Here is a 20848-nt window from a genome sequence, read left to right on the forward strand (position 1 = left end):
GCTCTTGTCTCTTTGCGCGCCGTTACTTCCAGATGTTGAGCGGCGACATGATCCAGAAGCCGACCACGACGACCCACACCACCGACACCGGCAGGAACACTTTCCAGCCAAGACGCATGATCTGGTCGTAGCGGTAACGCGGGAAAGTCGCGCGCGCCCAGATGAAGACCGACAGCAGGAGGAAGACCTTGAAAACGAACCAGAACACGCCCGGGATGAACGACAGGAAGCCGAACGGTGCGTCCCAGCCGCCGAGGAACAGCGTCGTGGCGATCGCCGAGATCACGATCATGTTGATGTACTCGGCGAGGAAGAACAGCGCGAACGCCATGCCGGAGTAATCGATCATGTGACCGGCGACGATTTCCGATTCACCTTCCACCACGTCGAACGGATGGCGGTTCGTTTCGGCGATGCCCGAGATGAAGTACACGACGAACATTGGCAGAAGCGGCAGCCAGTTCCACGACAGGAAGTTGACGCCGAAGCCCGCGAAAATGCCGCGTTGCTGCGACGTGACGATATCCGACATGTTCAGCGTGCCCGCGACCATCAGCACGACGACCAACGCGAAGCCCATCGAGATTTCGTAGGACACCATCTGCGCCGCCGCGCGCATGGCGCCGAGGAACGCGTACTTCGAGTTCGACGCCCAGCCCGCGAGGATCACGCCGTACACGCCGATGGACGAGATCGCCATGACATACAGCAGACCGGCGTTGATGTCGCCGAGCACGGCCTTGGCCTGGAACGGAATGACCGCCCACACGGCGAACGCCGGGACCACCGTCATGATCGGCGCGATCACGTAGATCCACTTGCTTGCCTGCGTCGGCTGAATGACTTCCTTGAGCAACAGCTTCAGCACGTCCGCAATTGGCTGCAAGAGACCTGCCGGGCCGACGCGGTTCGGGCCGAGACGCACGTGCATCCAGCCGATGAGTTTGCGTTCCCAGAGAATCAGGTACGCGACGCACAGCAGGATCACTACCGCGACCACGACAATGCGCACCAGCGCCCACACCGTTGGCCATGCGACGCCCAGAATCTGCGTGCCGCCCGCGTTGATCGTATCGAACAAGCCCATTTACGCCTTCTCCACTACCAGTTCGCCGAACAGGCCGCCAAGCGCGGCGCCGGCTGACGTGCCCGCCGATACGCGGACCACCGATTCCGCCAGATTCGCATCGCGAACCGCGGGCAGCACCACCGACAGATTGCCTTGCTTGACGCGCACTGCTTCGCCGTCTTTCAGGCCGAGCTGGTCGAAAAGCGCGGTCGGCAGACCCGCCATGTTCGCGTCGCGGGCCGCGGCCGTCAGATGCAGCGACGGGGCGCGGCGCACCAGTGCGTCGGCGTGATAGATCGGCACGTCGGCAAGACGCTGAAAGCCGCCGTTCGCCGTGACATTCGACGCCGCGCGCTTGGCCGCGACCGTCGTCTCGTTCGACAAACGCGCGCTCAACTCACCCGTGCCGAGTGCGGCGATACGCACTTCCTCGGCCGTGTCGTAATCGAAGCCCGACAGACCGAGCAACGTGCCGAGCACCCGCAGAACCTTCCAGCCCGGACGCGTGTCGCCCAGCGCGCGCACGACGCCGTTGAACGACTGAGCCGTGCCTTCCGCGTTGACGAAGGTGCCCGACGTTTCCGTGAACGGCGCGATGGGCAGCAACACGTCCGCGTAGTCGAGGCCGTGCTTGAACGACGACATCACCACGACCATTTCCGCCTGCTTCAATGCGGCGATGGCTTGTGCGGGGTTGGCCGTATCGAATTCCGGTTCTGCATTGAGCAGCACGTAGCCCTTGCGCGGCTGTTCGAACACTTCGCGCGCGTTGAGACCGCCTTCGCCCGGCAGGACGTCGACCAGATGCGCGCCCACTGAATTTGCGCCTTCGGTCAGGAAGCCAAGCGTGGCGCCCGTGCTGTTCGCGATCCATTGCGCCGCCGCGTGAATCTGCGCGAAATCGGGATGCTGAACCGCGAGGTTGCCGAGCAGCACGACGCGCTTGTCGCCCGCCGAGAGCGATGCCGCGACATCTTTCGCCGCCGCCGATACTTCGCGTCCGGCAAACGCTTCAGGCAGTTCCGAGCCACGCGCTTCGGCCACCGCGGCTGCGATGCCCGCGAGCTGGTCGAGCCAAGCCGACGGCGCCGCCACCAGGCGATGCGCGGTCGGGATCAGCGAGTCGTCGTTGCTTGCGTTGAGAAGCGTGAGCATGGCGCCATTCTTCGCCGCCTGACGCAGACGCGCGGCCAGCAACGGATGATCGCGACGCAGGAACGAACCGATGACGAACGCGGTATCGACATTCGACAGATCCGCGATAGGCACGCCGAGCCAGGGTGCGCCGACGCCCACGGGCGCCGAGAAGTCGTTCTGACGCAGACGGAAATCGACATTGGGCGTACCCACGCCTTCCGCGAATTGCTTCAGCAGGAAAAGTTCTTCGACCGTTGCATGCGGCGTGGCCAGCGCAGCGATGGCGTTCGGGCCGTGGTCCGCCTTGATACCCTTGATGCCCTTCGCCACGTATTCGAGCGCGGTCTGCCAGTCGGTTTCGATCCAGTTGCCGCCTTGCTTGAGCATGGGCGTGCTCAGGCGCTCGTCGCCGTTCAGGCCTTCGTAGGAGAAGCGATCCTTGTCTGAAATCCAGCATTCGTTGATGGCTTCGTTTTCCATCGGCAGAACGCGCATGACGCGATTGTTCTTCACCTGGACGACGAGGTTCGCGCCAACGGAATCGTGCGGGCTCACCGACTTGCGGCGCGACAGTTCCCACGTACGCGCGCTATAGCGGAACGGCTTGCTCGTGAGCGCGCCGACCGGGCACAGATCGATCATGTTGCCGGACAGTTCGGAGTCGACCGTCTTGCCGACGAACGAGGTGATTTCCGAATGCTCGCCACGGCCCAGCATGCCGAGCTCCATCACACCGGCCACTTCCTGGCCAAAGCGCACGCAGCGTGTGCAGTGGATGCAGCGCGTCATCTCTTCCATGGAGATGAGCGGGCCGACGTTCTTGTGGAACACCACGCGCTTTTCTTCGCTATAGCGCGATTGCGACTTGCCGTAACCGACGGCCAGATCCTGCAATTGGCATTCGCCGCCCTGATCGCAAATAGGGCAATCCAGCGGGTGGTTGATCAGCAGGAACTCCATCACCGACTGCTGCGCCTTCACGGCCTTGTCGGAGGTGGTACGCACGATCATGCCGTTGGATACGGGCGTGGCGCACGCGGGAACGGCCTTCGGCATCTTTTCGACTTCGACGAGGCACATCCGGCAGTTCGCCGCGATCGACAGCTTCTTGTGATAGCAGAAGTGAGGAATGTACGTATCGACCTTATGCGCAGCCTGGATCACCATGCTGCCTTCAGGAACCTCGACCGTCTTGCCGTCAATTTCTAGTTCAACCATGATGGATAAAGATCCTCAACCTCTGTCGCGCATCTGATTGCGCGTCTGATTACGCGGTAAGCGCTTCGGACGCCGCATGATGCGCGTGCCCGCCGACGAGACAATGCTTGTGCTCGACGTGATATTCGAATTCGTTCCAGAAGTGCTTGAGCATGCCGCGCACGGGCATGGCCGCCGCATCGCCGAGCGCGCAAATCGTGCGGCCCATGATGTTTTCGGCAACCGAGTTCAAGAGATCCAGATCTTCCTTGCGGCCAAGTCCGTGCTCGATACGATGCACCACGCGGTACAGCCAGCCCGTGCCTTCTCGGCAGGGCGTGCACTGACCGCACGACTCTTCGTAGTAGAAGTACGACAGACGCAGCAGCGAACGCACCATGCAACGCGTTTCGTTCATGACGATGACCGCGCCCGAGCCGAGCATGGAGCCCGCCTTGGCGATGGAATCGTAGTCCATGTCCGTTGCGAGCATCATCTCGCCCGGCACGACCGGCGCCGACGAACCGCCTGGAATGACCGCCTTGATCGACTCGCCGCGTACACCGCCGGCCAGTTCCATCAGCGTGGCGAACGGCGTGCCGAGCGGCACTTCGTAGTTGCCAGGACGATTCACGTCACCCGACACTGAGAAGATCTTCGTGCCGCCGTTATTCGGCTTGCCGATCTCGAGGTAATTCTGCGGGCCGATTTCCAGCAGGAACGGCACGGCCGCGAACGTCTCGGTGTTGTTGATGGTGGTCGGCTTGCCGTACACGCCGAAGCTCGCCGGGAACGGCGGCTTGAAGCGCGGCTGGCCCTTCTTGCCTTCCAGCGATTCCAGCAGCGCGGTTTCTTCACCGCAGATATACGCGCCATAGCCATGATGCGCGTACAACTCGAACGAAAAGCCCGTGCCCAGGATGTTCGCGCCGAGATAACCGGCCGCGCGCGCCTCTTCGAGCGCCGCTTCGAACACGCGATAGACCTCGAAGATCTCGCCGTGAATGTAGTTGTAGCCCACGGTGATGCCCATTGCGTACGCGCCGATGGCCATGCCCTCGATCAGCGAATGCGGGTTCCAGCGCAGGATGTCGCGATCCTTGAACGTGCCCGGTTCGCCTTCGTCCGAATTGCAGACGAGATACTTCTGCCCCGGAAACTGACGCGGCATGAAGCTCCACTTGAGGCCGGTCGGAAAACCCGCGCCGCCGCGGCCGCGCAGACCCGACGCCTTGACGTCGGCGATCACTTGCTCGGGCGGAATCTTCTCTTCGAGAATGCGCCGCAACTGCTTGTAGCCGCCGCGCGCAACGTAATCTTCGAGATGCCAGTTCTCGCCGTTGAGGCCAGCGAGGATCAGCGGCTTGATGTGACGATCGTGGAGTGACGTCATTTCGAAAGTTCCTCGATCAACTGGTCGATCTTCTCGTGGCTCAGGAAGCTGCACATGCGGTGATTGTTCACCAGCACGACGGGTGCGTCGCCGCACGCGCCAAAGCATTCGCCTTCTTTCAGCGTGAACTTGCCGTCCGGCGTGGTTTCGCCGAAGTCGATGCCAAGCTTCTGCTTGAGATACTGAGCAGCACTATCCGAGCCACCGTCCGGGCCGAGCTGGCAAGGCAGGTTCGTGCAAAGCGTGATCTTGTGCTTGCCGACCGGCGCGAGGTTGTACATGGTGTAGAACGTCGCGACTTCCTGCACGGCGACCGGCGGCATGCTGAGATAGCTCGCCACGAACTGCATGAGTTCCGGCGAGAGCCACCCGTGCTCTTCCTGAGCGACAGCCAGTGCTGCCATCACCGCGGATTGCTTTTGCTCCGCAGGATATTTCGCGACCGCGCGATCGATTTCTTTCAGGCCTTCAGCTGAGATCATTTTCAGACACGACTCTTTCAATTCCTACCGAACGAAAACCTGCCGCGCCCTTCTTGTTGCGGCAGACCTGGCGTCCTGCGGTTTGCTGTTATTGCTGCTGCGCTGTTCGCTTGGGCGTCGAGCGAGAACCAATACGAACGGCTATCAGCGATCGATTTCGCCGAACACGATGTCTTGCGTGCCGATGATCGTCACGGCATCCGCGATCATGTGGCCGCGCGCCATTTCGTCGAGCGACGCGAGATGCGCGTAGCCCGGAGCGCGAATCTTGAGGCGATAAGGCTTGTTCGCGCCGTCCGAAATCAGATAGATGCCGAACTCGCCCTTCGGATGCTCGACGGCGGCATACGTCTCGCCTTCGGGCACGTGGAAGCCTTCGGTGAAGAGCTTGAAGTGGTGAATTAGCTCTTCCATGTTGCTCTTCATGCCGACGCGCGAAGGCGGCGCAACCTTGTGATTATCGACCATCACCGGGCCCGGATTCTTGCGCAGCCAGGCAATGCACTGTTTGGCGATACGCACGGACTGACGCATTTCCTCGACGCGCACCAGATAGCGGTCGTAGCAGTCGCCGTTCACGCCAACCGGAATGTCGAAGTCGAGTTGGTCGTAGACTTCGTACGGCTGCTTCTTGCGCAGATCCCATTCGATGCCCGAGCCACGCAGCATTGCACCGGAAAGACCCATCTGCAACGCGCGCTCAGGACTCACCACGCCGATGCCGACAAGCCGCTGCTTCCAGATACGATTGTCGGTGAGCAGCGTTTCGTACTCGTCGACACAGTGCGGGAAGCGATTGAAGAAGTCTTCGATGAAGTCGAGCAGCGAACCTTGACGGTTCTCGTTCATCCGGTCGAGCGCCTTCGCATTGCGAATTTTGGACGCCTTGTATTGCGGCATTGCGTCAGGCAGATCGCGATAAACGCCGCCCGGACGATAGTAAGCCGCGTGCATGCGCGCGCCCGACACCGCCTCGTAGACGTCCATCAGATCTTCGCGCTCGCGAAACGCATAGAGGAACACCGCCATGGCGCCGACGTCGAGCGCGTGCGATCCGATCCACATCAGGTGGTTCAGCACGCGCGTGATTTCGTCGAACAGCACGCGGATGTACTTCGCGCGGATCGGCACGTCGATACCGAGCAGCTTTTCGATAGCGAGCACATAGCCGTGCTCGTTGACCATCATCGACACGTAGTCCAGGCGGTCCATGTACGGAACCGACTGAATGAAGGTCTTGGTTTCCGCCAACTTTTCGGTCGCGCGATGCAAGAGGCCGATGTGCGGATCGGCGCGCTGGATGACTTCGCCGTCGAGTTCCAGCACGAGACGCAGCACACCGTGCGCTGCAGGGTGTTGCGGGCCGAAGTTCAGCGTGTAGTTCTTGATCTCTGCCATGGCGTTCTCTTAATGTTTCAGACCGCCGTAGCGATCTTCGCGAATCACGCGCGGCGTGATCTCGCGCGGTTCGATCGTCACAGGCTGATACACGACGCGCTTCTCTTCCGGGTCGTAGCGCATTTCCACGTAGCCGGAGATCGGGAAGTCCTTTCGGAACGGATGGCCGATGAAGCCATAGTCCGTGAGAATGCGGCGCAGGTCGGGATGGCCTTCGAACACGATGCCGTACAGGTCGAACGCTTCGCGCTCGTACCAATTTGTCGACGACCAGATGTCGACCACCGACGGCACGATGGGCACTTCGTCGTCCGGTGCGAACACGCGCACGCGCACGCGCCAGTTGTTCGCGATGGACAGAAGATGCAGCACCGCGGCAAAACGCGGGCCGTCGTAGACGCCGTCGCCGAAGGTCGAATAGTCGACGCCGCACAGATCCATGCACTGCTCGAAGCCGAGCGAGCGATCGTCACGCAGCCGGGTCGCGACTTCGATGTAGTCGGCCGCTTTCACGACCACCGTTACCTGACCCAGCGACTCGGTGACTTGGAGACGGTCGCCAAACGCCGCCTCGAGGTTCGCTTTGAGGGTCTCGAGTTTGCTTGCCATAATTGGGGAGGCTCAGGCCTTTATTGACGCGCGATGGTGTTGGTCCGGCGAATCTTCGCCTGCAACTGGATCACGCCGTAGACCAGCGCTTCGGCGGTCGGAGGACAGCCGGGCACGTAGACGTCGACCGGAACGATACGGTCGCAGCCGCGCACGACGGAATACGAATAGTGATAGTACCCGCCGCCGTTCGCGCACGAACCCATGGAGATGACCCAGCGCGGCTCGGCCATCTGGTCGTACACCTTACGAAGCGCGGGCGCCATCTTGTTGCACAGCGTGCCTGCCACGATCATGACGTCGGACTGACGTGGGCTCGGGCGAAACACCACGCCGAAGCGATCCAGGTCGTAGCGCGCCGCGCCCGCATGCATCATCTCGACTGCACAGCAGGCGAGACCGAACGTCATCGGCCAAAGAGAGCCGGTGCGCGTCCAGTTGATCAGCTTGTCAGCCGTGGTGGTGACAAAGCCTTCCTTCAAGACCCCTTCGATACTCATTTGTTTTCCACTCCAGATGAGCTGCCAGCCATAGCCGCCCATGAATCCGGTGATCTAACTTTCATTCCCAGTCGAGTCCGCCCTTTCTCCAGATGTAGGCGAAGCCGAGCAAAAATTCGAGCAGAAAAATCATCATGGCCATGAAGCCCGGCCACCCGATATCGCGCAGGGCAACACCCCACGGAAACAGGAACGCCGTCTCAAGGTCGAAGATGATGAAAAGAATCGCGACGAGATAGTAACGCACATCGAACTTCATACGCGCGTCTTCGAAGGCTTCGAAGCCGCATTCGTACGGTGCGTTCTTTTCGGTGTCGGGTCTGTTGGGACCGAGAACTTTGCCGATGCTGACCAACGCTATACCCAGACCGAGGCCGACTACGATAAACAAGAAGACGGGGTAATAGGGTGCGAGGTTCAAGGCTATCCTCAGATCGGTAGATGTGGTCTGTGACTGTCTGGGTGCTGCTGCCGGCGCAAATGCACGGCGGAGAATTCACTTCGGACCGCTTGGTAACTCTTCGGCACCATGCTTATCACAACGATAAGTCAATGTGAAACCGTAAGGGTACTCCAGAAGTGACAATGCCAGCCGAAGCGATGCATGCGGCTGGCATTTGGATAACTTTTTGGTGCCGACGGCGAGACTCGAACTCGCACAGCTTTCGCCACTACCCCCTCAAGATAGCGTGTCTACCAATTTCACCACGTCGGCACTGTACTGCAATCCGGGAAAACAACTTCTTAATTGCCGCGAATCGCTACAAGACTTGAATTATAACTAGGTCTCACGAATTGTTCAACGCACAAAACACGAATAACGCGAAAATTTGTTCTGGGCGTTTCTTGGACAACCGCCCGAGGAATTTGGCAATTTACTTCGGCACGTCGGAACCCGGCGCGCTCGACGCAGGCGCGGCGGATGCTGGCGCAGTCGCAGCGGCAGGCGCCGAACCCGACTTTGCCGCAGCGGGCGCGGAAGCCGTGGGCGCAGGCATTGCACCGCCTAGAACGCCCGCGGAAACCTGCGGCTTGTAGCTGCCGATGTAGGTCAGCGCCAGCGTCGTCACGAAGAAGACTGCGGCAAGCACGGCGGTCGTGCGTGAAAGGAAGTTAGCGGAACCGGTCGCGCCAAACAGACTGCCCGATGCCCCACTTCCGAACGCCGCACCCATGTCCGCACCCTTGCCATGCTGCAACAGCACAAGCCCGATCACGCCAAGCGCCGACAACAACTGGACGACGATAATCAAAGTCTTCAAATACAGCATTTCAACTCACCTGGATCTTGATGTTTCCGTGACACTCATGTGCCGCGATTTGCTTCTTCGTCTGCCTGACGCTTCGACCGCTTACTGAACCTCGGCCAACGCCGCCTGGCAAATCGCAAGAAAATCTTCCGACTTCAAGGACGCGCCGCCAATCAGCCCGCCGTCGATGTCCTGTTGCCCGAACAATTCCTGCGCGTTCTCGGGCTTCACGCTGCCGCCATACAACAGCGGCACGTTCGCCACCGACGCACCCTTCTCCGCCAGCTTCGCACGCACGAACGCGTGAACATCCTGCGCTTGCTGCGCCGTGGCGCTCTTGCCCGTGCCGATGGCCCACACCGGCTCGTACGCCACCACGATGCCCGCTGCCTGTTCCTCGGTCAACGCGAGCAACACGGCTTCGAGCTGCGTGCCGACGACTTCTTCCGTCGAGCCTGCTTCGCGCTGTTCGAGCGTCTCGCCGACGCACACAATGGGCGTCAGGCCTGCGTCGATTGCACGCAGCGCCTTGGCCGCCACGAGTTCCGGACTTTCGCGATGATACGCGCGCCGCTCGGAATGCCCGACGATCGCATATGTCACACCGAAATCGGCGGCCATTTCCGCCGCGACTTCTCCGGTGAACGCGCCCTTCTCATGCGCGGACACATCCTGAACGCCCCAGCGCACGACCGAGCCGCTCAAAAGCGCCTGCGATTGCGCGAGGTACGGACATGGAACGCATACGCCCACACCCACGCTCTTCTGCAAGGCCGACGCCCCAACGGCGACCTCGCTCAGCAAAGCCGCGTTCTCTTTGATGCGGCCATGCATCTTCCAGTTGCCCACCACCAGTTTCGCTCGTTGTCTGGACATTGTCTCGTCACTCGACGGCGGTGGAATGACACCGCCATGCGTGGCGGCCTTTGAGGATCACCGGGGCGAACCCGATCGTTCATCAATCGTTCACCCGGAGGTTCAAAGACCACTCTGTTATAGGAATGTTTGAACCCTCTGCGCGTATTTCGAAAAAGCGAACTGCCAACTGCTTGCAAAACAGGCGATTTTACTGTGATACGGCGAAACCGGTCAAACCGCCAGAACCGCAACGCGCAACAATCAAGGGCAATCAGGCGTCCTGGCGCCAGTCGAGCATGATCTTGCCGACGTGCGTGCTGCTTTCCATCAACGTGTGTGCGGCCGCGGCTTCGCTTGCCGGGAACACCTGATGAATCACCGGCTTGATACGCCCCGCCTCGATCTCCGGCCAGACCTGCTCTTTCAGCTTAGCGGCAATCTTCGCCTTGAACGCCACCGGACGCGGCCGCAAGGTCGATCCGGTGATGACCAGCCGACGCCGCAGCACGTCATTGAGATTGATCTCCGCTTTTGCGCCGCCAAGCAGCGCGATCACGCAGATACGCCCGCCATCCGCGAGCGACTTCAATTCGCGCGGCAGGTAATCGCCCGCGACCATGTCGAGAATGACGTCGACTCCACGATCGTTCGTGAGCGAACGCACCACTTCGACGAAATCTTCTGTCTTGTAGTTGATCGCGCGCTCCGCGCCGAGTGCTTCGCAGGCGCGGCACTTTTCGTCGCTGCCGGCCGTGGCGAACACGCGAAAGCCGAGCGCCTTAGCAATCTGTATGGCCGTCACGCCGATACCGCTCGATCCGCCCTGCACGAGCAGCGTCTCCTCGTCGCCGTTTTCGCCCGAACCGAGATGCGCGCGCTCGAAGACATTGCTCCACACGGTGAAGAACGTTTCCGGCAGCGAAGCCGCTTCGATGTCCGTCAATCCAGCCGGAACCGGCAAACATTGTTCGAGCGGCGCAACCGCGTATTCCGCGTAACCGCCGCCCGCGAGCAGCGCGCAGACGCGATCGCCCTTCTTAAGGCCGAACGGATTATGTTTTGGATCGAAGTCGCCATCGACGATCTCGCCCGCCACTTCGAGCCCCGGCAAATCCGACGCGCCCGGCGGCGGCGCATACGCGCCCTTGCGCTGAAATACATCGGGCCGGTTGACGCCGGAAGCGCTCACCTTGATGAGCACTTCGCACTTGCCCGGCTCGGGCTTCGGGCGCTCGCCCAGCTTCAGCACTTCGGGTGCACCAAACTCAGTGATTTCGATGGCCTTCATTGCTTCTCCCAGACAGTCAGTCGTGTGGCAAGCGCGTTGACTTGGCGAACCAGATGGCACTGTGCCGCGCGGGCAACACGCGCTCACAGTGCCATCGGGTCCGGCGATGCATCGGACAAAGCGTCGCCCGCTGCACCTCATACAAGAAAACGGCCGGCTCGCAGATGCGGCCGGCCGTCGACACATTACCGCATTACTGCTGCGGCTGCGTCGGTTCGGCTTGTTGCGCGGCTTCGTTCAGAAGCGCCTTGGCCGACAGACGCACGCGACCCTTCTCGTCCGTCTGGATGACCTTGACCTTCACGATCTGGCCTTCCTTCAGGTAGTCGTTGATGTCCTTCACACGCTCGTTGACGATTTCCGAGATGTGCAGGAGACCATCCTTGCCCGGCAGGATATTCACGATCGCGCCGAAGTCCAGCAGCTTGAGCACCGGACCTTCGTACACTTGGCCCACTTCCACTTCGGCCGTGATGTTCTCGATACGCTTCTTCGCCTCGGCCATGCCTTCCGAGCTCGTGCTCGCAATCGTCACGACGCCGTCGTCGGAAATGTCGATGGTCGTGCCGGTCTCTTCCGTCAGCGCGCGGATCACCGAACCGCCCTTGCCGATCACGTCGCGAATCTTCTCCGGATTGATCTTGATGGTGATCATGCGCGGCGCGTAGTCCGACAGCTCCGTGTTCGTGGTCGGCACCGCGGCGGTCATCTTGCCGAGGATATGCATGCGGCCTTCCTTCGCCTGCGCGAGCGCGACCTGCATGATTTCCTTGGTGATGCCCTGAATCTTGATGTCCATTTGCAGCGCCGTCACGCCTTGCGCGGTGCCGGCCACCTTGAAGTCCATGTCGCCGAGGTGATCTTCGTCGCCGAGGATGTCGGTCAGAACCGCGAACTTGTTGTCTTCGAGGATCAAGCCCATGGCGATGCCGGCCACGTGCGCCTTCATCGGCACGCCGGCGTCCATCAGCGCGAGGCAACCGCCGCAGACCGAAGCCATCGACGAAGAGCCGTTCGATTCCGTGATTTCCGACACGACGCGGATGGAATAGCCGAATTCGTCGGCGTTCGGCAGGCACGCGACCAGCGCGCGCTTGGCGAGACGGCCGTGACCGATTTCACGGCGTTTCGGCGAACCGACGCGGCCCGTTTCGCCCGTCGCGAACGGCGGCATGTTGTAGTGAAGCATGAAGCGCTCGCGGTATTCGCCTTCGAGCGCGTCGATGTTCTGCTCGTCGCCCTTCGTGCCGAGCGTGGCGACGACCAGCGCCTGCGTCTCGCCGCGCGTGAAGAGCGCCGAGCCGTGGGTGCGCGGCAGAACGCCGGTACGGATTTCGATCGGACGCACGGTGCGCGTGTCGCGACCGTCGATACGCGGTTCGCCGTTCAAAATCTGCGAACGGACGATCTTCGCTTCGATGTCGAACAACACGTTGCCGATGGTCGCCGCATCCGCCGCTGCCGTGCCCGAAGCGGCCGCGTCCGCTGCGAGCTTCGCCGAGGTCGCAGCGAAAACTTCCTTCAGCTTGGCCGAACGCGCTTGCTTGTTGCGCAGTTGATAAGCCGCTTCCAATTCCGGCTTGGCGATTTCCGCGACGCGCGAGATGAGCGCTTCGTTCTTCGGGGCCGGCTGCCAGTCCCATTCCGGCTTGCCGCCGTCGCGCACCAGTTCATGGATTGCGTCGATGGCGATTTGCATCTGCTCGTGGCCGAACACGACCGCGCCGAGCATGACTTCCTCGGACAACTGCTGCGCTTCCGATTCCACCATCAGCACCGCGCGTTCCGTACCGGCGACCACGAGGTCGAGCGCCGATTCCTTCATTTGCGGACGCGTCGGGTTCAGCACGTATTCGTTGTTGATGTAGGCGACGCGCGCGGCGCCGACCGGGCCGTTGAACGGCAGACCGGACACGGCGAGCGCTGCCGACGCGCCGATCAGCGCGGGAATGTCGGCGGGAACGTCCGGGTTCAGCGACAGGACGTGGATCACGACCTGCACTTCGTTATAGAAGCCTTCCGGGAAGAGCGGGCGCAGCGGACGGTCGATCAGGCGCGAGATGAGCGTCTCGCCTTCGGACGGACGGCCTTCGCGGCGGAAGAAGCCACCCGGAATCTTGCCGGCGGCGTAGGTCTTTTCGAGGTAATCGACGGTCAGCGGGAAGAAATCCTGACCCGGCTTGGCGGTCTTTGCGCCGACGACAGTGGCGAGCACGACGGTATCTTCGACATCGACGATCACCGCGCCGCTTGCCTGACGAGCGATTTCACCCGTTTCCAGGCGGACGTTATGCTGTCCCCACTTGAATTCCTTGACGATCTTATTGAACATTGCGACTCCTTCTACGTTGCGCCACGCCGGATCGGTGGACGTTTGCCCACCGGACGGCGCTGGCTAGGCGGTACCGAGCCGCGCTTGAGAGGTGTGTTATGCCATTCCAGCGCGACGCGCGCATTGAGTGTTCGTACCGCGCTGGAATGACACAAAGCTCCGCCGCGAGGCTGCACCGAGTGTCTGTCCGGATGAAGCATCCGGGGTAAAGCATGTGAACTACTTGCCGATTATCAGCATTCGACGAACCCAATGATGAGAGATCGACCGAGCGCTGACCGGGCAAATGATCAGGCGAGCGGATCGCGCAAAAACAAAATGCCTGTATCAGCGAACTGACACAGGCACTTCGTTAGAACGCTGGCCGCAAAGCCACGTTTGGGCGCAATTACTTACGCAGACCCAGTTTTTCGATCAGCGAGCGGTAACGGTCCGCGTCCTTGCCCTTCAGGTAGTCGAGCAGCTTGCGGCGACGGCTCACCATGCGCAGCAGACCGCGGCGGCTGTGGTGGTCCTTCGTGTGGGCCTTGAAGTGGACGGTCAGTTCGTTGATGCGGCTCGTGAGCAGTGCGACTTGCACTTCGGGGGAGCCAGTGTCGTTGGCGCCGCGCGCGTATTCGGCGACGACGTCGGACTTCTTGATTTCTGCTGCGGACATTTGCTTTTCCTTTAAAACAGACAGGCGGTCACGGAAGAAAGGCCGTGCCGTGGTTTGTTCACAATAGTTTCGCTTCTTCTTGACGCTTGGTTTTCAGACTGTTCTCAACAGCCGGATCGAGTCAAAAAAGCGAAGCGCAGAGTATAGCATAGGGCGAAGTCCGAAAGACGGGCGACTAGCGCGCCGGACGCGCCATCTGGCATGTCGACGGCTGAACGGTCTTTTCCGCCGGCACCGCGAGCAACGTCCGAAAGCCATAGCCCGAGCCTTCGTTATCGAACCGGATGCCCGCCGTGCCCGCCTTGTCCATCTCCATGACATACAGGGGCTGGATCAGTTGATGATCTTCCGCGCGCATGGTCGATGCGTGGAATCCTTCGCCATCGAACTTCATGCCTTCGAGCGCGCGGGCCACGGCGTAAGGATCCGCGCTGCCGGCGCGCGTCATCGCGGCGGCGAGCATCTCGATCATCAGCGGCATGCGCAGCACGAGGTAATCGTCCGATGCCGCCGGATAGCGCGCGCGGAAATCGCGGTAATACGCGTCCGATAACGCGCCGCCCGCATTCGGATGCCAGTCGGCGACCGCGATCACGCGCTTCACGCCGGCGTCACCCAGCGCGGCCGGTGCGCCGAGACTGTTGCCGTAGAACGTGTAGAACTTCGTGTCGAGCCCCTGCTCGCGCGCCGCCTTGACGAGCAGCGTGAGATCGTTGCCCCAATTGCCGGTGATGACCGCGTCGGCTCCGCTCGCGCGAATCTTCGCGATATACGGCGCGAAATCCTTCACGCGGCCGATCGGATGAAACTCGTCGCCCGCAATCGCGATATCCGGCCTGCGTTCCTTCAGCGCACGCTGCGCTTCGCGGCTCACGTCGTGGCCAAAGCTGTAATCCTGATTCAGCAGATAGACCTTTTTGACCGCGCGATCGTTCTTCAGCGCGTCCGCGAGCGCGTCCATGCGCATGCCGGCGTGGGCATCGAAGCGAAAATGCCAGAAACTACACGCGGCGTTGGTCAGGGCGGGATCGTCGGCGGAGTAGTTGAGGAACACCACGCGATGCTCGGGCTCGCGCCCGTTCTGCTTGTCGATGGCCGTCACCAGCGCGGCCGCCACCGCCGAACTGTTGCCCTGCATGACGAAGCCGATCCTGTCGTCGATCGCCGCGCGCAACTGTACGAGGCTCGCCTCGCTGCTGCCTTTGCCATCGAGCACGACGAGTCGCAGCGGGTGCATGCCGTCGGCGAGCTTCACGCCGCCCTTCGCATTCACGCGCTCCACGCCGAAGCGCAAGTTGCGCTCGACCGCCGCGCCTGCGTTGGCGAAAGGTCCGGACATGCCCTCGATCATCGCGAGCTCGATGGGCGGCAAATCGGCGGCGCTTACGTGCGCCATGAAAGACGACATCGCGCAGGCCAGCGCGGCCCGTTGCAGCCATCGCGCGGCTCGTTTGCTTGCGGATTCGCTCACCGTCAGCCCTTCCAGTCGAAGAAAGGGCGGATCATAGGACGGCTATGGCTCGCGGTGCAAGTGCGGCGATTCCGCGAGCGCCCTCTTCGCGTCGATGAAAGGCATCGCGCTTTTGTCCCGATGGCGTGTCAAAATCGAACGCGAACGATCCAGGCTTTGGCGACGATCGTCAAAACGATGAATGCGACAACGCGCGGCGCGCTGGAATCTTCGAGGCGCCAAGAACGTTAACACTGTCGCGACACAAGAATGTGTGGAGGCCTTCATGCTGAACTCTTTGAACCGGCTGCGCGGCACGCTCGCTTGCGTGGGTGCCGCGCTCATGCTCACGGCTTGCGCGCAGCCCTGGCAAAACTTTCAGACGGGCGCGGATTCCTCCACGCTCACCGCGCGCTTGGGCCCGCCACGCGAAGTCTACGATTTGCCCAACGGCGGCAAGCGCCTGATGTGGCCGACTCAACCGCTCGGTGAAGTCACGACCGCCGCCGATGTCGATGCGTCCGGCAAGATCGTCAGCGTGCGGCAAGTGCTCGACGAGAACGAGTTCTACAAGGCGCAGATCGGCACATGGACCAAGACGGACGTGCTCGTGAATTTCGGCCGTCCGGTGGAGACGTCGTACTTCCCGCTGATGAAGCGCGAAGTCTGGACGTATCGCTACATGGAGGCGAACGTCTGGTACATGATGTACAACGTCTATTTCGATGAACAGGGCATCGTGCGTCTCACGCAAAAAACGCCAGACCCGCTGCACGATCCCGACCGCCGCAACGCCTTTTGAAGTACTCAAAATGACGAAGGCCTCGCTAATCGCGAGGCCTTTCGTTTCGAGCTACATCAAGCCGCGATCAAAGCTGCGGGTTGAGCTTTTCGACCTTCGAATGCAGCTTGTTCAACGCGGCGATATAAGCCTTCGCCGACGCCGCGATGATGTCCGGGTCCGTGCCCACGCCATTCACGATCCGCCCGCTCTTCGAAAGACGCACCGTGACTTCGCCCTGTGCCTGCGTGCCGGTCGTGATTGCGTTGACCGAATACAGCACTAGTTCCGCGCCGCTATCCACCTTCGATTCGATCGCGTGCAACGTCGCATCGACCGGACCGTTGCCGCGCGCTTCGCCCGTCACTTCCGCGCCTTCGACCGCGAACACCACTTGTGCTTGCGGTTGCTCGCCGGTCTCCGAATGCTGCTTCATCGACACGAAGCGGAAGTGTTCCTTCGCCTGCGCTTCCGCCGATTCCTCCGAGACGATCTGCATGATGTCTTCGTCGAAAATCTCGGCCTTGCGGTCGGCGAGTTCCTTGAAGCGCGCGAACGCGGCGTTCACGTCGGCTTCGGATTCGAGTTGCACGCCGAGTTCTTCCAGACGCTGCTTGAACGCGTTACGGCCTGACAACTTGCCGAGCACGATCTTGTTCGCCGCCCAGCCCACGTCTTCCGCGCGCATGATTTCGTACGTGTCGCGCGCCTTCAGGACGCCGTCCTGGTGGATGCCCGACGCGTGTGCAAACGCGTTTGCGCCGACCACTGCCTTGTTCGGCTGCACGACGAAGCCGGTGATCTGCGAAACGAGCTTCGACGTGGGCACGATCTGCGTCGTATCGATGCCGACATCGAGCCCGAAGTAGTCCTTGCGCGTCTTGATCGCCATCACGATTTCTTCGAGCGACGTATTGCCCGCGCGTTCGCCGAGTCCGTTCATCGTGCACTCGACCTGACGCGCGCCGCCGATCTGCACGCCCGCCAGCGAATTGGCGACGGCCATGCCGAGGTCATCGTGACAATGCACGGAGAAGACCGCCTTGTCCGAATTCGGGATGCGCTCGCGCAGCGTCTTCACGAGATTGCCGTACAGCTCGGGCACGCCGTAACCGACCGTATCCGCGATATTGATGGTACGCGCGCCTTCGTCGATCACGGCTTCGAGCACGCGGCAAAGAAAGTCGATGTCCGAACGGCTGCCGTCTTCCGGCGAGAACTCGACGTCGTCCGTGAACTTGCGCGCGAAACGCACCGCAAGACGCGACTGCTCGTACACCTGTTCCGGCGTCATGCGCAGCTTCTTTTCCATATGCAGCGCGGACGTTGCGATGAACGTATGGATGCGAAACTGGCTCGCGGGTTTCAAGGCGTCGGCGGCGCGCTGGATGTCCTTGTCGTTCGCGCGGGCGAGCGAGCAGACCGTGCTGTCCTTGATCATCGAGGCGATCGTGTGGATGGCGTCGAAGTCTCCGTTCGAGCTGGCCGCGAAGCCCGCTTCGATCACATCGACCTTCATGCGCTCCAGTTGCCGCGCGATACGGATTTTTTCTTCCTTCGTCATGGACGCGCCGGGGGACTGCTCGCCATCGCGCAAGGTCGTATCGAAGATGATCAACTTGTCTGCTGCCATGTTGGACTCCAGTGGGGAGAATTATCGACTGTTGGAATTATCGCGTTGAAGCGAAAGACAAAAGGGAATTCGGGTGTTCGCGCCACCGCTGGCGTCGAAAACCTTGAACGAGCAGACGGGAGGCGAGAAGAATCAGCGCGGTAGGCGCGCTAGTAGCGATAGTGCGCGTAGCGACGCACTAGCCGAATGAAGCGAGAGGGAGAACGAGAAAAAGTTCATTCGAAAACTATAACGGCTTTTAGGAACGCGTGCAATCGGGCTTTCCGATCGAACCGATTGACTTTTACCTGCCGCTTGTCATGCAAAACAGCGCGTAGGAAAACAAAAAGCCTGCATTCCGTTGGGAAGCAGGCTTTCGTAGATTCAGACGGCTTACAACTTACGGCTTAGTAACCGCCGATACTCGCGCTCACGCGCTGACGCAGTTCGCTACCGTCGGTGAACTGCACGTTGTCGATGCGGCGCGCGCCCTGGAAGCGCTGCTCCCAGTAACCGCTTTCCATGTCGTCAACGCGGATCGTGCTGCCGGTGGACGGCGAATGCACGAACTTGTTGTCGCCAATATAGATGCCGACATGCGAAAACGAACGGCGCATAGTGTTAAAGAACACGAGATCGCCTGGCTTGAGATCCGACACTCGGACCTTCTCGCCGACACGGCTCATTTCCTCGGCGCGGCGCGGCAAGGTCATGCCGAGCGTGTCCTGGAAGACGTATCGCACGAAGCCGCTGCAATCGAGGCCGGAATCCGGTGTATTGCCACCCCAGCGATAACGCACGCCGATCATATTGAGTGCGCCGACGACCACGTCGCCCGCCTTGCTGGCAACGCCGGAAAGAAACGAGCGTGCGCCGCCAGGAGCGCTGGCGGTGTCTGCCGTGGCGGCGACTGGGCTGATCTGGGAGGAATTTGAAGCGTTGCCGTTAATGGCAACTTGGCTACTTTGGCTATTACTGCTGACTTCGTCGGCGAACGCGCCGGAAGTTGTTGTCATCAGAAGGCCGATCAACATGCCTGCGGCTGCCCGCCCGCATGTCTGAGTCAATGTCAATGGCTGCATCGGTCGGTAGGTTTTACAATTAAAGACTGAAAAATCAGGGAGACACGAGAAAGTTTGGAAGGATACTAGCCACAAATTATTTAACTGTCAAAAGAAATAGGAAAATACAATTGAGACGAGCACCCAATTGATGAAAAAGAAAGATTTTTAGGATTCGAGCGCTGCCCTCAGTAGCTTTCGTGTGTATTCCTCTGAAGGGTTCGAAAAAATCTTCTCTACTTCTCCCGCTTCCACGACAATTCCGTTTCTCATCACGGCCACGCGATGCGCCATTGCGCCGATCACTTCGAGGTCGTGGCTAATGAAAACATAACCGAGATTGTGCTTCTTCTGAATATCGGCGAGCAGCGTCAGAACTTGCTGCTGGATAGAAACGTCTAGTGCACTCGTCGGTTCGTCGAGAATCAGAATGCTGGGTTCAAGCACCAATGCTCGCGCAATTGCAATGCGTTGCCGTTGTCCGCCGGAAAACTCGTGCGGATAACGCGTGAGCGCCGTCCGATCCATCCCCACCTCACGCAGCACTGCAATGACCTTGTCGCGCCGCGCCGGCGCCTTCAGTTCCGGCCGATGCAACGCAAGCCCCTCCCCGACGATTCGTTCCACCGTCTGACGAGGCGAAAGCGAGCTGAACGGGTCCTGAAACACCACTTGCAGATTCGACCGCAGCACGGTTTTTTCGCGTCCGCGAAAATCGCCGAGCGCGCGCCCCTGGAACTGCACCGCGCCGTTCGATACGCGCTGCAAGCCGAGCAACGCCATGGCCAGCGTGGATTTGCCCGATCCCGATTCCCCGACGATGCCAAGCGTCTCGCCTTGCCGCACGGAAACGCTCACGTCGTCGACGGCTTTGAAGCGGCCGCGCCTGAACCAGCCGTTGATGCCCGGTAGTTTCGTCGCATAGTCGACCGAGAGGTGTTTCGCGTCGAGCAAGACCGGCGCGATGGGCAGCACGGGCAGGACGTGGCGCTTCGGTTTGCTTTCGAGCAATCGCTGCGTGTACGGGTGCTGCGGCGAGGTGAAAATCTGCTCCACCGGCCCGCTTTCCACCAGAAGACCCTTCTCCATCACCGCGACGCGCTCCGCGAAGCGCCGCACGAGATTCAGATCGTGGGTGATCAGCAGCACGGCCATGCCGCGCTTCTCGGCTTCGTCACGCTGCAGTTCCAGCAGGAGATCGACGATCTGCGCGCGGATGGTCACGTCGAGCGCGGTGGTCGGCTCATCCGCGAGCAGAAGGCGCGGCCGGCACGCGAGCGCCATCGCGATCATCACGCGCTGACGCTGCCCGCCCGACAACTGATGCGGGTAGCTGTCCACACGCCGCTCGGGCTCGGTGATGCCGGTACGCGCCAGCAACGCGATGGCACGCTGACGCGCCTCGCGCGGCGTCGCGCCGTCGTGCAACTGAATGGTCTCGCCGATCTGGTCGCCGACCGTGTAGAGCGGATTGAGCGCGGTCATCGGCTCCTGGAAGATCATCGCGATGTCGGAGCCGCGCAGGCCGCGCATCGCGTGCTCGCTCTTCGACAGCAACTCCTCGCCGTTGAAGCGAATGGAGCCGCTGAGTTCGGCATCGCGCACGAGGCGCAGGATCGCCAGTGCCGTCACGCTCTTGCCCGATCCCGATTCGCCGACGAGCGCCACGCGTTCGCCTGCGCGAATGTCGAGACTCACGCCGTCGACCGCGACGGTATCGCCGAAACGCACGCGCAGGTCGTCGATCGCCAATAACGGTTCGCTCATGCTCGC

18 protein-coding genes and 1 tRNA gene are annotated in these 20848 nt (G+C 61.1%); 1 reads left to right on the top strand and 18 read right to left on the bottom strand.

Features of this window, described 5'->3' with window-relative positions; genetic code table 11:
• Nucleotides 1-22 precede the first annotated feature (22 nt).
• The 15 genes from nuoH to NCT03_RS08860 form a co-directional block, all read right to left on the bottom strand.
• Nucleotides 23-1087, bottom strand: coding sequence for an NADH-quinone oxidoreductase subunit NuoH (gene nuoH / locus NCT03_RS08790; RefSeq protein WP_244825480.1), 1065 nt, complete (start codon nucleotides 1085-1087; stop codon nucleotides 23-25).
• Nucleotides 1088-3424: an NADH-quinone oxidoreductase subunit NuoG gene (gene nuoG / locus NCT03_RS08795; protein ID WP_250492530.1), complete on the bottom strand. Its 2337-nt coding sequence runs from the start codon at nucleotides 3422-3424 to the stop codon at nucleotides 1088-1090.
• A gap of 49 nt (nucleotides 3425-3473) precedes the next feature.
• Nucleotides 3474-4796 (bottom strand): NADH-quinone oxidoreductase subunit NuoF, encoded by a 1323-nt coding sequence (gene nuoF / locus NCT03_RS08800; protein WP_244825483.1) that lies wholly within the window; start codon nucleotides 4794-4796, stop codon nucleotides 3474-3476.
• A complete protein-coding gene (gene nuoE / locus NCT03_RS08805) occupies nucleotides 4793-5278 on the bottom strand; it encodes an NADH-quinone oxidoreductase subunit NuoE (RefSeq protein ID WP_244825485.1) in 486 nt (161 codons plus the stop codon). Before nuoE ends, nuoF begins: the two co-directional genes overlap by 4 nt.
• 144 nt (nucleotides 5279-5422) lie before the next feature.
• On the bottom strand, nucleotides 5423-6676 hold the full coding sequence (locus tag NCT03_RS08810; RefSeq protein ID WP_250465136.1) for an NADH-quinone oxidoreductase subunit D: 1254 nt from the start codon (nucleotides 6674-6676) through the stop codon (nucleotides 5423-5425).
• 9 nt (nucleotides 6677-6685) lie between these two features.
• Nucleotides 6686-7285, bottom strand: coding sequence for an NADH-quinone oxidoreductase subunit C (locus tag NCT03_RS08815; RefSeq protein ID WP_244825489.1), 600 nt, complete (start codon nucleotides 7283-7285; stop codon nucleotides 6686-6688).
• A gap of 20 nt (nucleotides 7286-7305) precedes the next feature.
• Nucleotides 7306-7785, bottom strand: coding sequence for a NuoB/complex I 20 kDa subunit family protein (locus tag NCT03_RS08820; RefSeq protein ID WP_006052903.1), 480 nt, complete (start codon nucleotides 7783-7785; stop codon nucleotides 7306-7308).
• Between the two features lie 61 nt (nucleotides 7786-7846).
• Nucleotides 7847-8206: an NADH-quinone oxidoreductase subunit A gene (locus NCT03_RS08825; protein ID WP_244825491.1), complete on the bottom strand. Its 360-nt coding sequence runs from the start codon at nucleotides 8204-8206 to the stop codon at nucleotides 7847-7849.
• Nucleotides 8207-8415: 209 nt separating this feature from the next.
• A tRNA-Leu gene (locus NCT03_RS08830) sits at nucleotides 8416-8500 on the bottom strand.
• A 160-nt stretch (nucleotides 8501-8660) separates the two neighbouring features.
• On the bottom strand, nucleotides 8661-9056 hold the full coding sequence (gene secG, locus NCT03_RS08835) for a preprotein translocase subunit SecG (RefSeq protein WP_244825493.1): 396 nt from the start codon (nucleotides 9054-9056) through the stop codon (nucleotides 8661-8663).
• An 81-nt stretch (nucleotides 9057-9137) separates the two neighbouring features.
• Nucleotides 9138-9911 (bottom strand): triose-phosphate isomerase, encoded by a 774-nt coding sequence (tpiA, locus tag NCT03_RS08840; RefSeq protein ID WP_250465137.1) that lies wholly within the window; start codon nucleotides 9909-9911, stop codon nucleotides 9138-9140.
• A gap of 253 nt (nucleotides 9912-10164) precedes the next feature.
• On the bottom strand, nucleotides 10165-11181 hold the full coding sequence (locus NCT03_RS08845; RefSeq protein ID WP_250492531.1) for an NAD(P)H-quinone oxidoreductase: 1017 nt from the start codon (nucleotides 11179-11181) through the stop codon (nucleotides 10165-10167).
• Between the two features lie 193 nt (nucleotides 11182-11374).
• Entirely contained in the window at nucleotides 11375-13513 is a 2139-nt protein-coding gene (gene pnp / locus NCT03_RS08850) for a polyribonucleotide nucleotidyltransferase (protein ID WP_250492532.1), read from the bottom strand.
• Nucleotides 13514-13901: 388 nt separating this feature from the next.
• A complete protein-coding gene (gene rpsO / locus NCT03_RS08855) occupies nucleotides 13902-14171 on the bottom strand; it encodes a 30S ribosomal protein S15 (RefSeq protein ID WP_244825500.1) in 270 nt (89 codons plus the stop codon).
• A gap of 175 nt (nucleotides 14172-14346) precedes the next feature.
• Complete coding sequence (locus NCT03_RS08860; protein WP_250492621.1) at nucleotides 14347-15579, bottom strand: branched-chain amino acid ABC transporter substrate-binding protein; 1233 nt, start codon at nucleotides 15577-15579, stop codon at nucleotides 14347-14349.
• Nucleotides 15580-15907: 328 nt separating this feature from the next.
• On the opposite strand from NCT03_RS08860, the gene NCT03_RS08865 reads away from it, so the two are divergent.
• Nucleotides 15908-16423, top strand: a complete 516-nt coding sequence (locus NCT03_RS08865; protein WP_250492533.1) for a hypothetical protein — start codon at nucleotides 15908-15910, stop codon at nucleotides 16421-16423.
• A gap of 67 nt (nucleotides 16424-16490) precedes the next feature.
• Here the strand turns inward: NCT03_RS08865 and NCT03_RS08870 are convergent, their stop codons facing one another.
• The 3 genes from NCT03_RS08870 to NCT03_RS08880 form a co-directional block, all read right to left on the bottom strand.
• Entirely contained in the window at nucleotides 16491-18035 is a 1545-nt protein-coding gene (locus NCT03_RS08870; RefSeq protein ID WP_244825503.1) for a 2-isopropylmalate synthase, read from the bottom strand.
• A gap of 386 nt (nucleotides 18036-18421) precedes the next feature.
• Nucleotides 18422-19096 (bottom strand): C40 family peptidase, encoded by a 675-nt coding sequence (locus NCT03_RS08875; RefSeq protein ID WP_250492622.1) that lies wholly within the window; start codon nucleotides 19094-19096, stop codon nucleotides 18422-18424.
• Nucleotides 19097-19243: 147 nt separating this feature from the next.
• On the bottom strand, nucleotides 19244-20842 hold the full coding sequence (locus NCT03_RS08880) for an ABC transporter ATP-binding protein (protein WP_250492534.1): 1599 nt from the start codon (nucleotides 20840-20842) through the stop codon (nucleotides 19244-19246).
• Nucleotides 20843-20848: the final 6 nt, after the last annotated feature.

The organism is Caballeronia sp. GAWG1-1 (assembly GCF_023631465.1).
Lineage (GTDB): Bacteria > Pseudomonadota > Gammaproteobacteria > Burkholderiales > Burkholderiaceae > Caballeronia.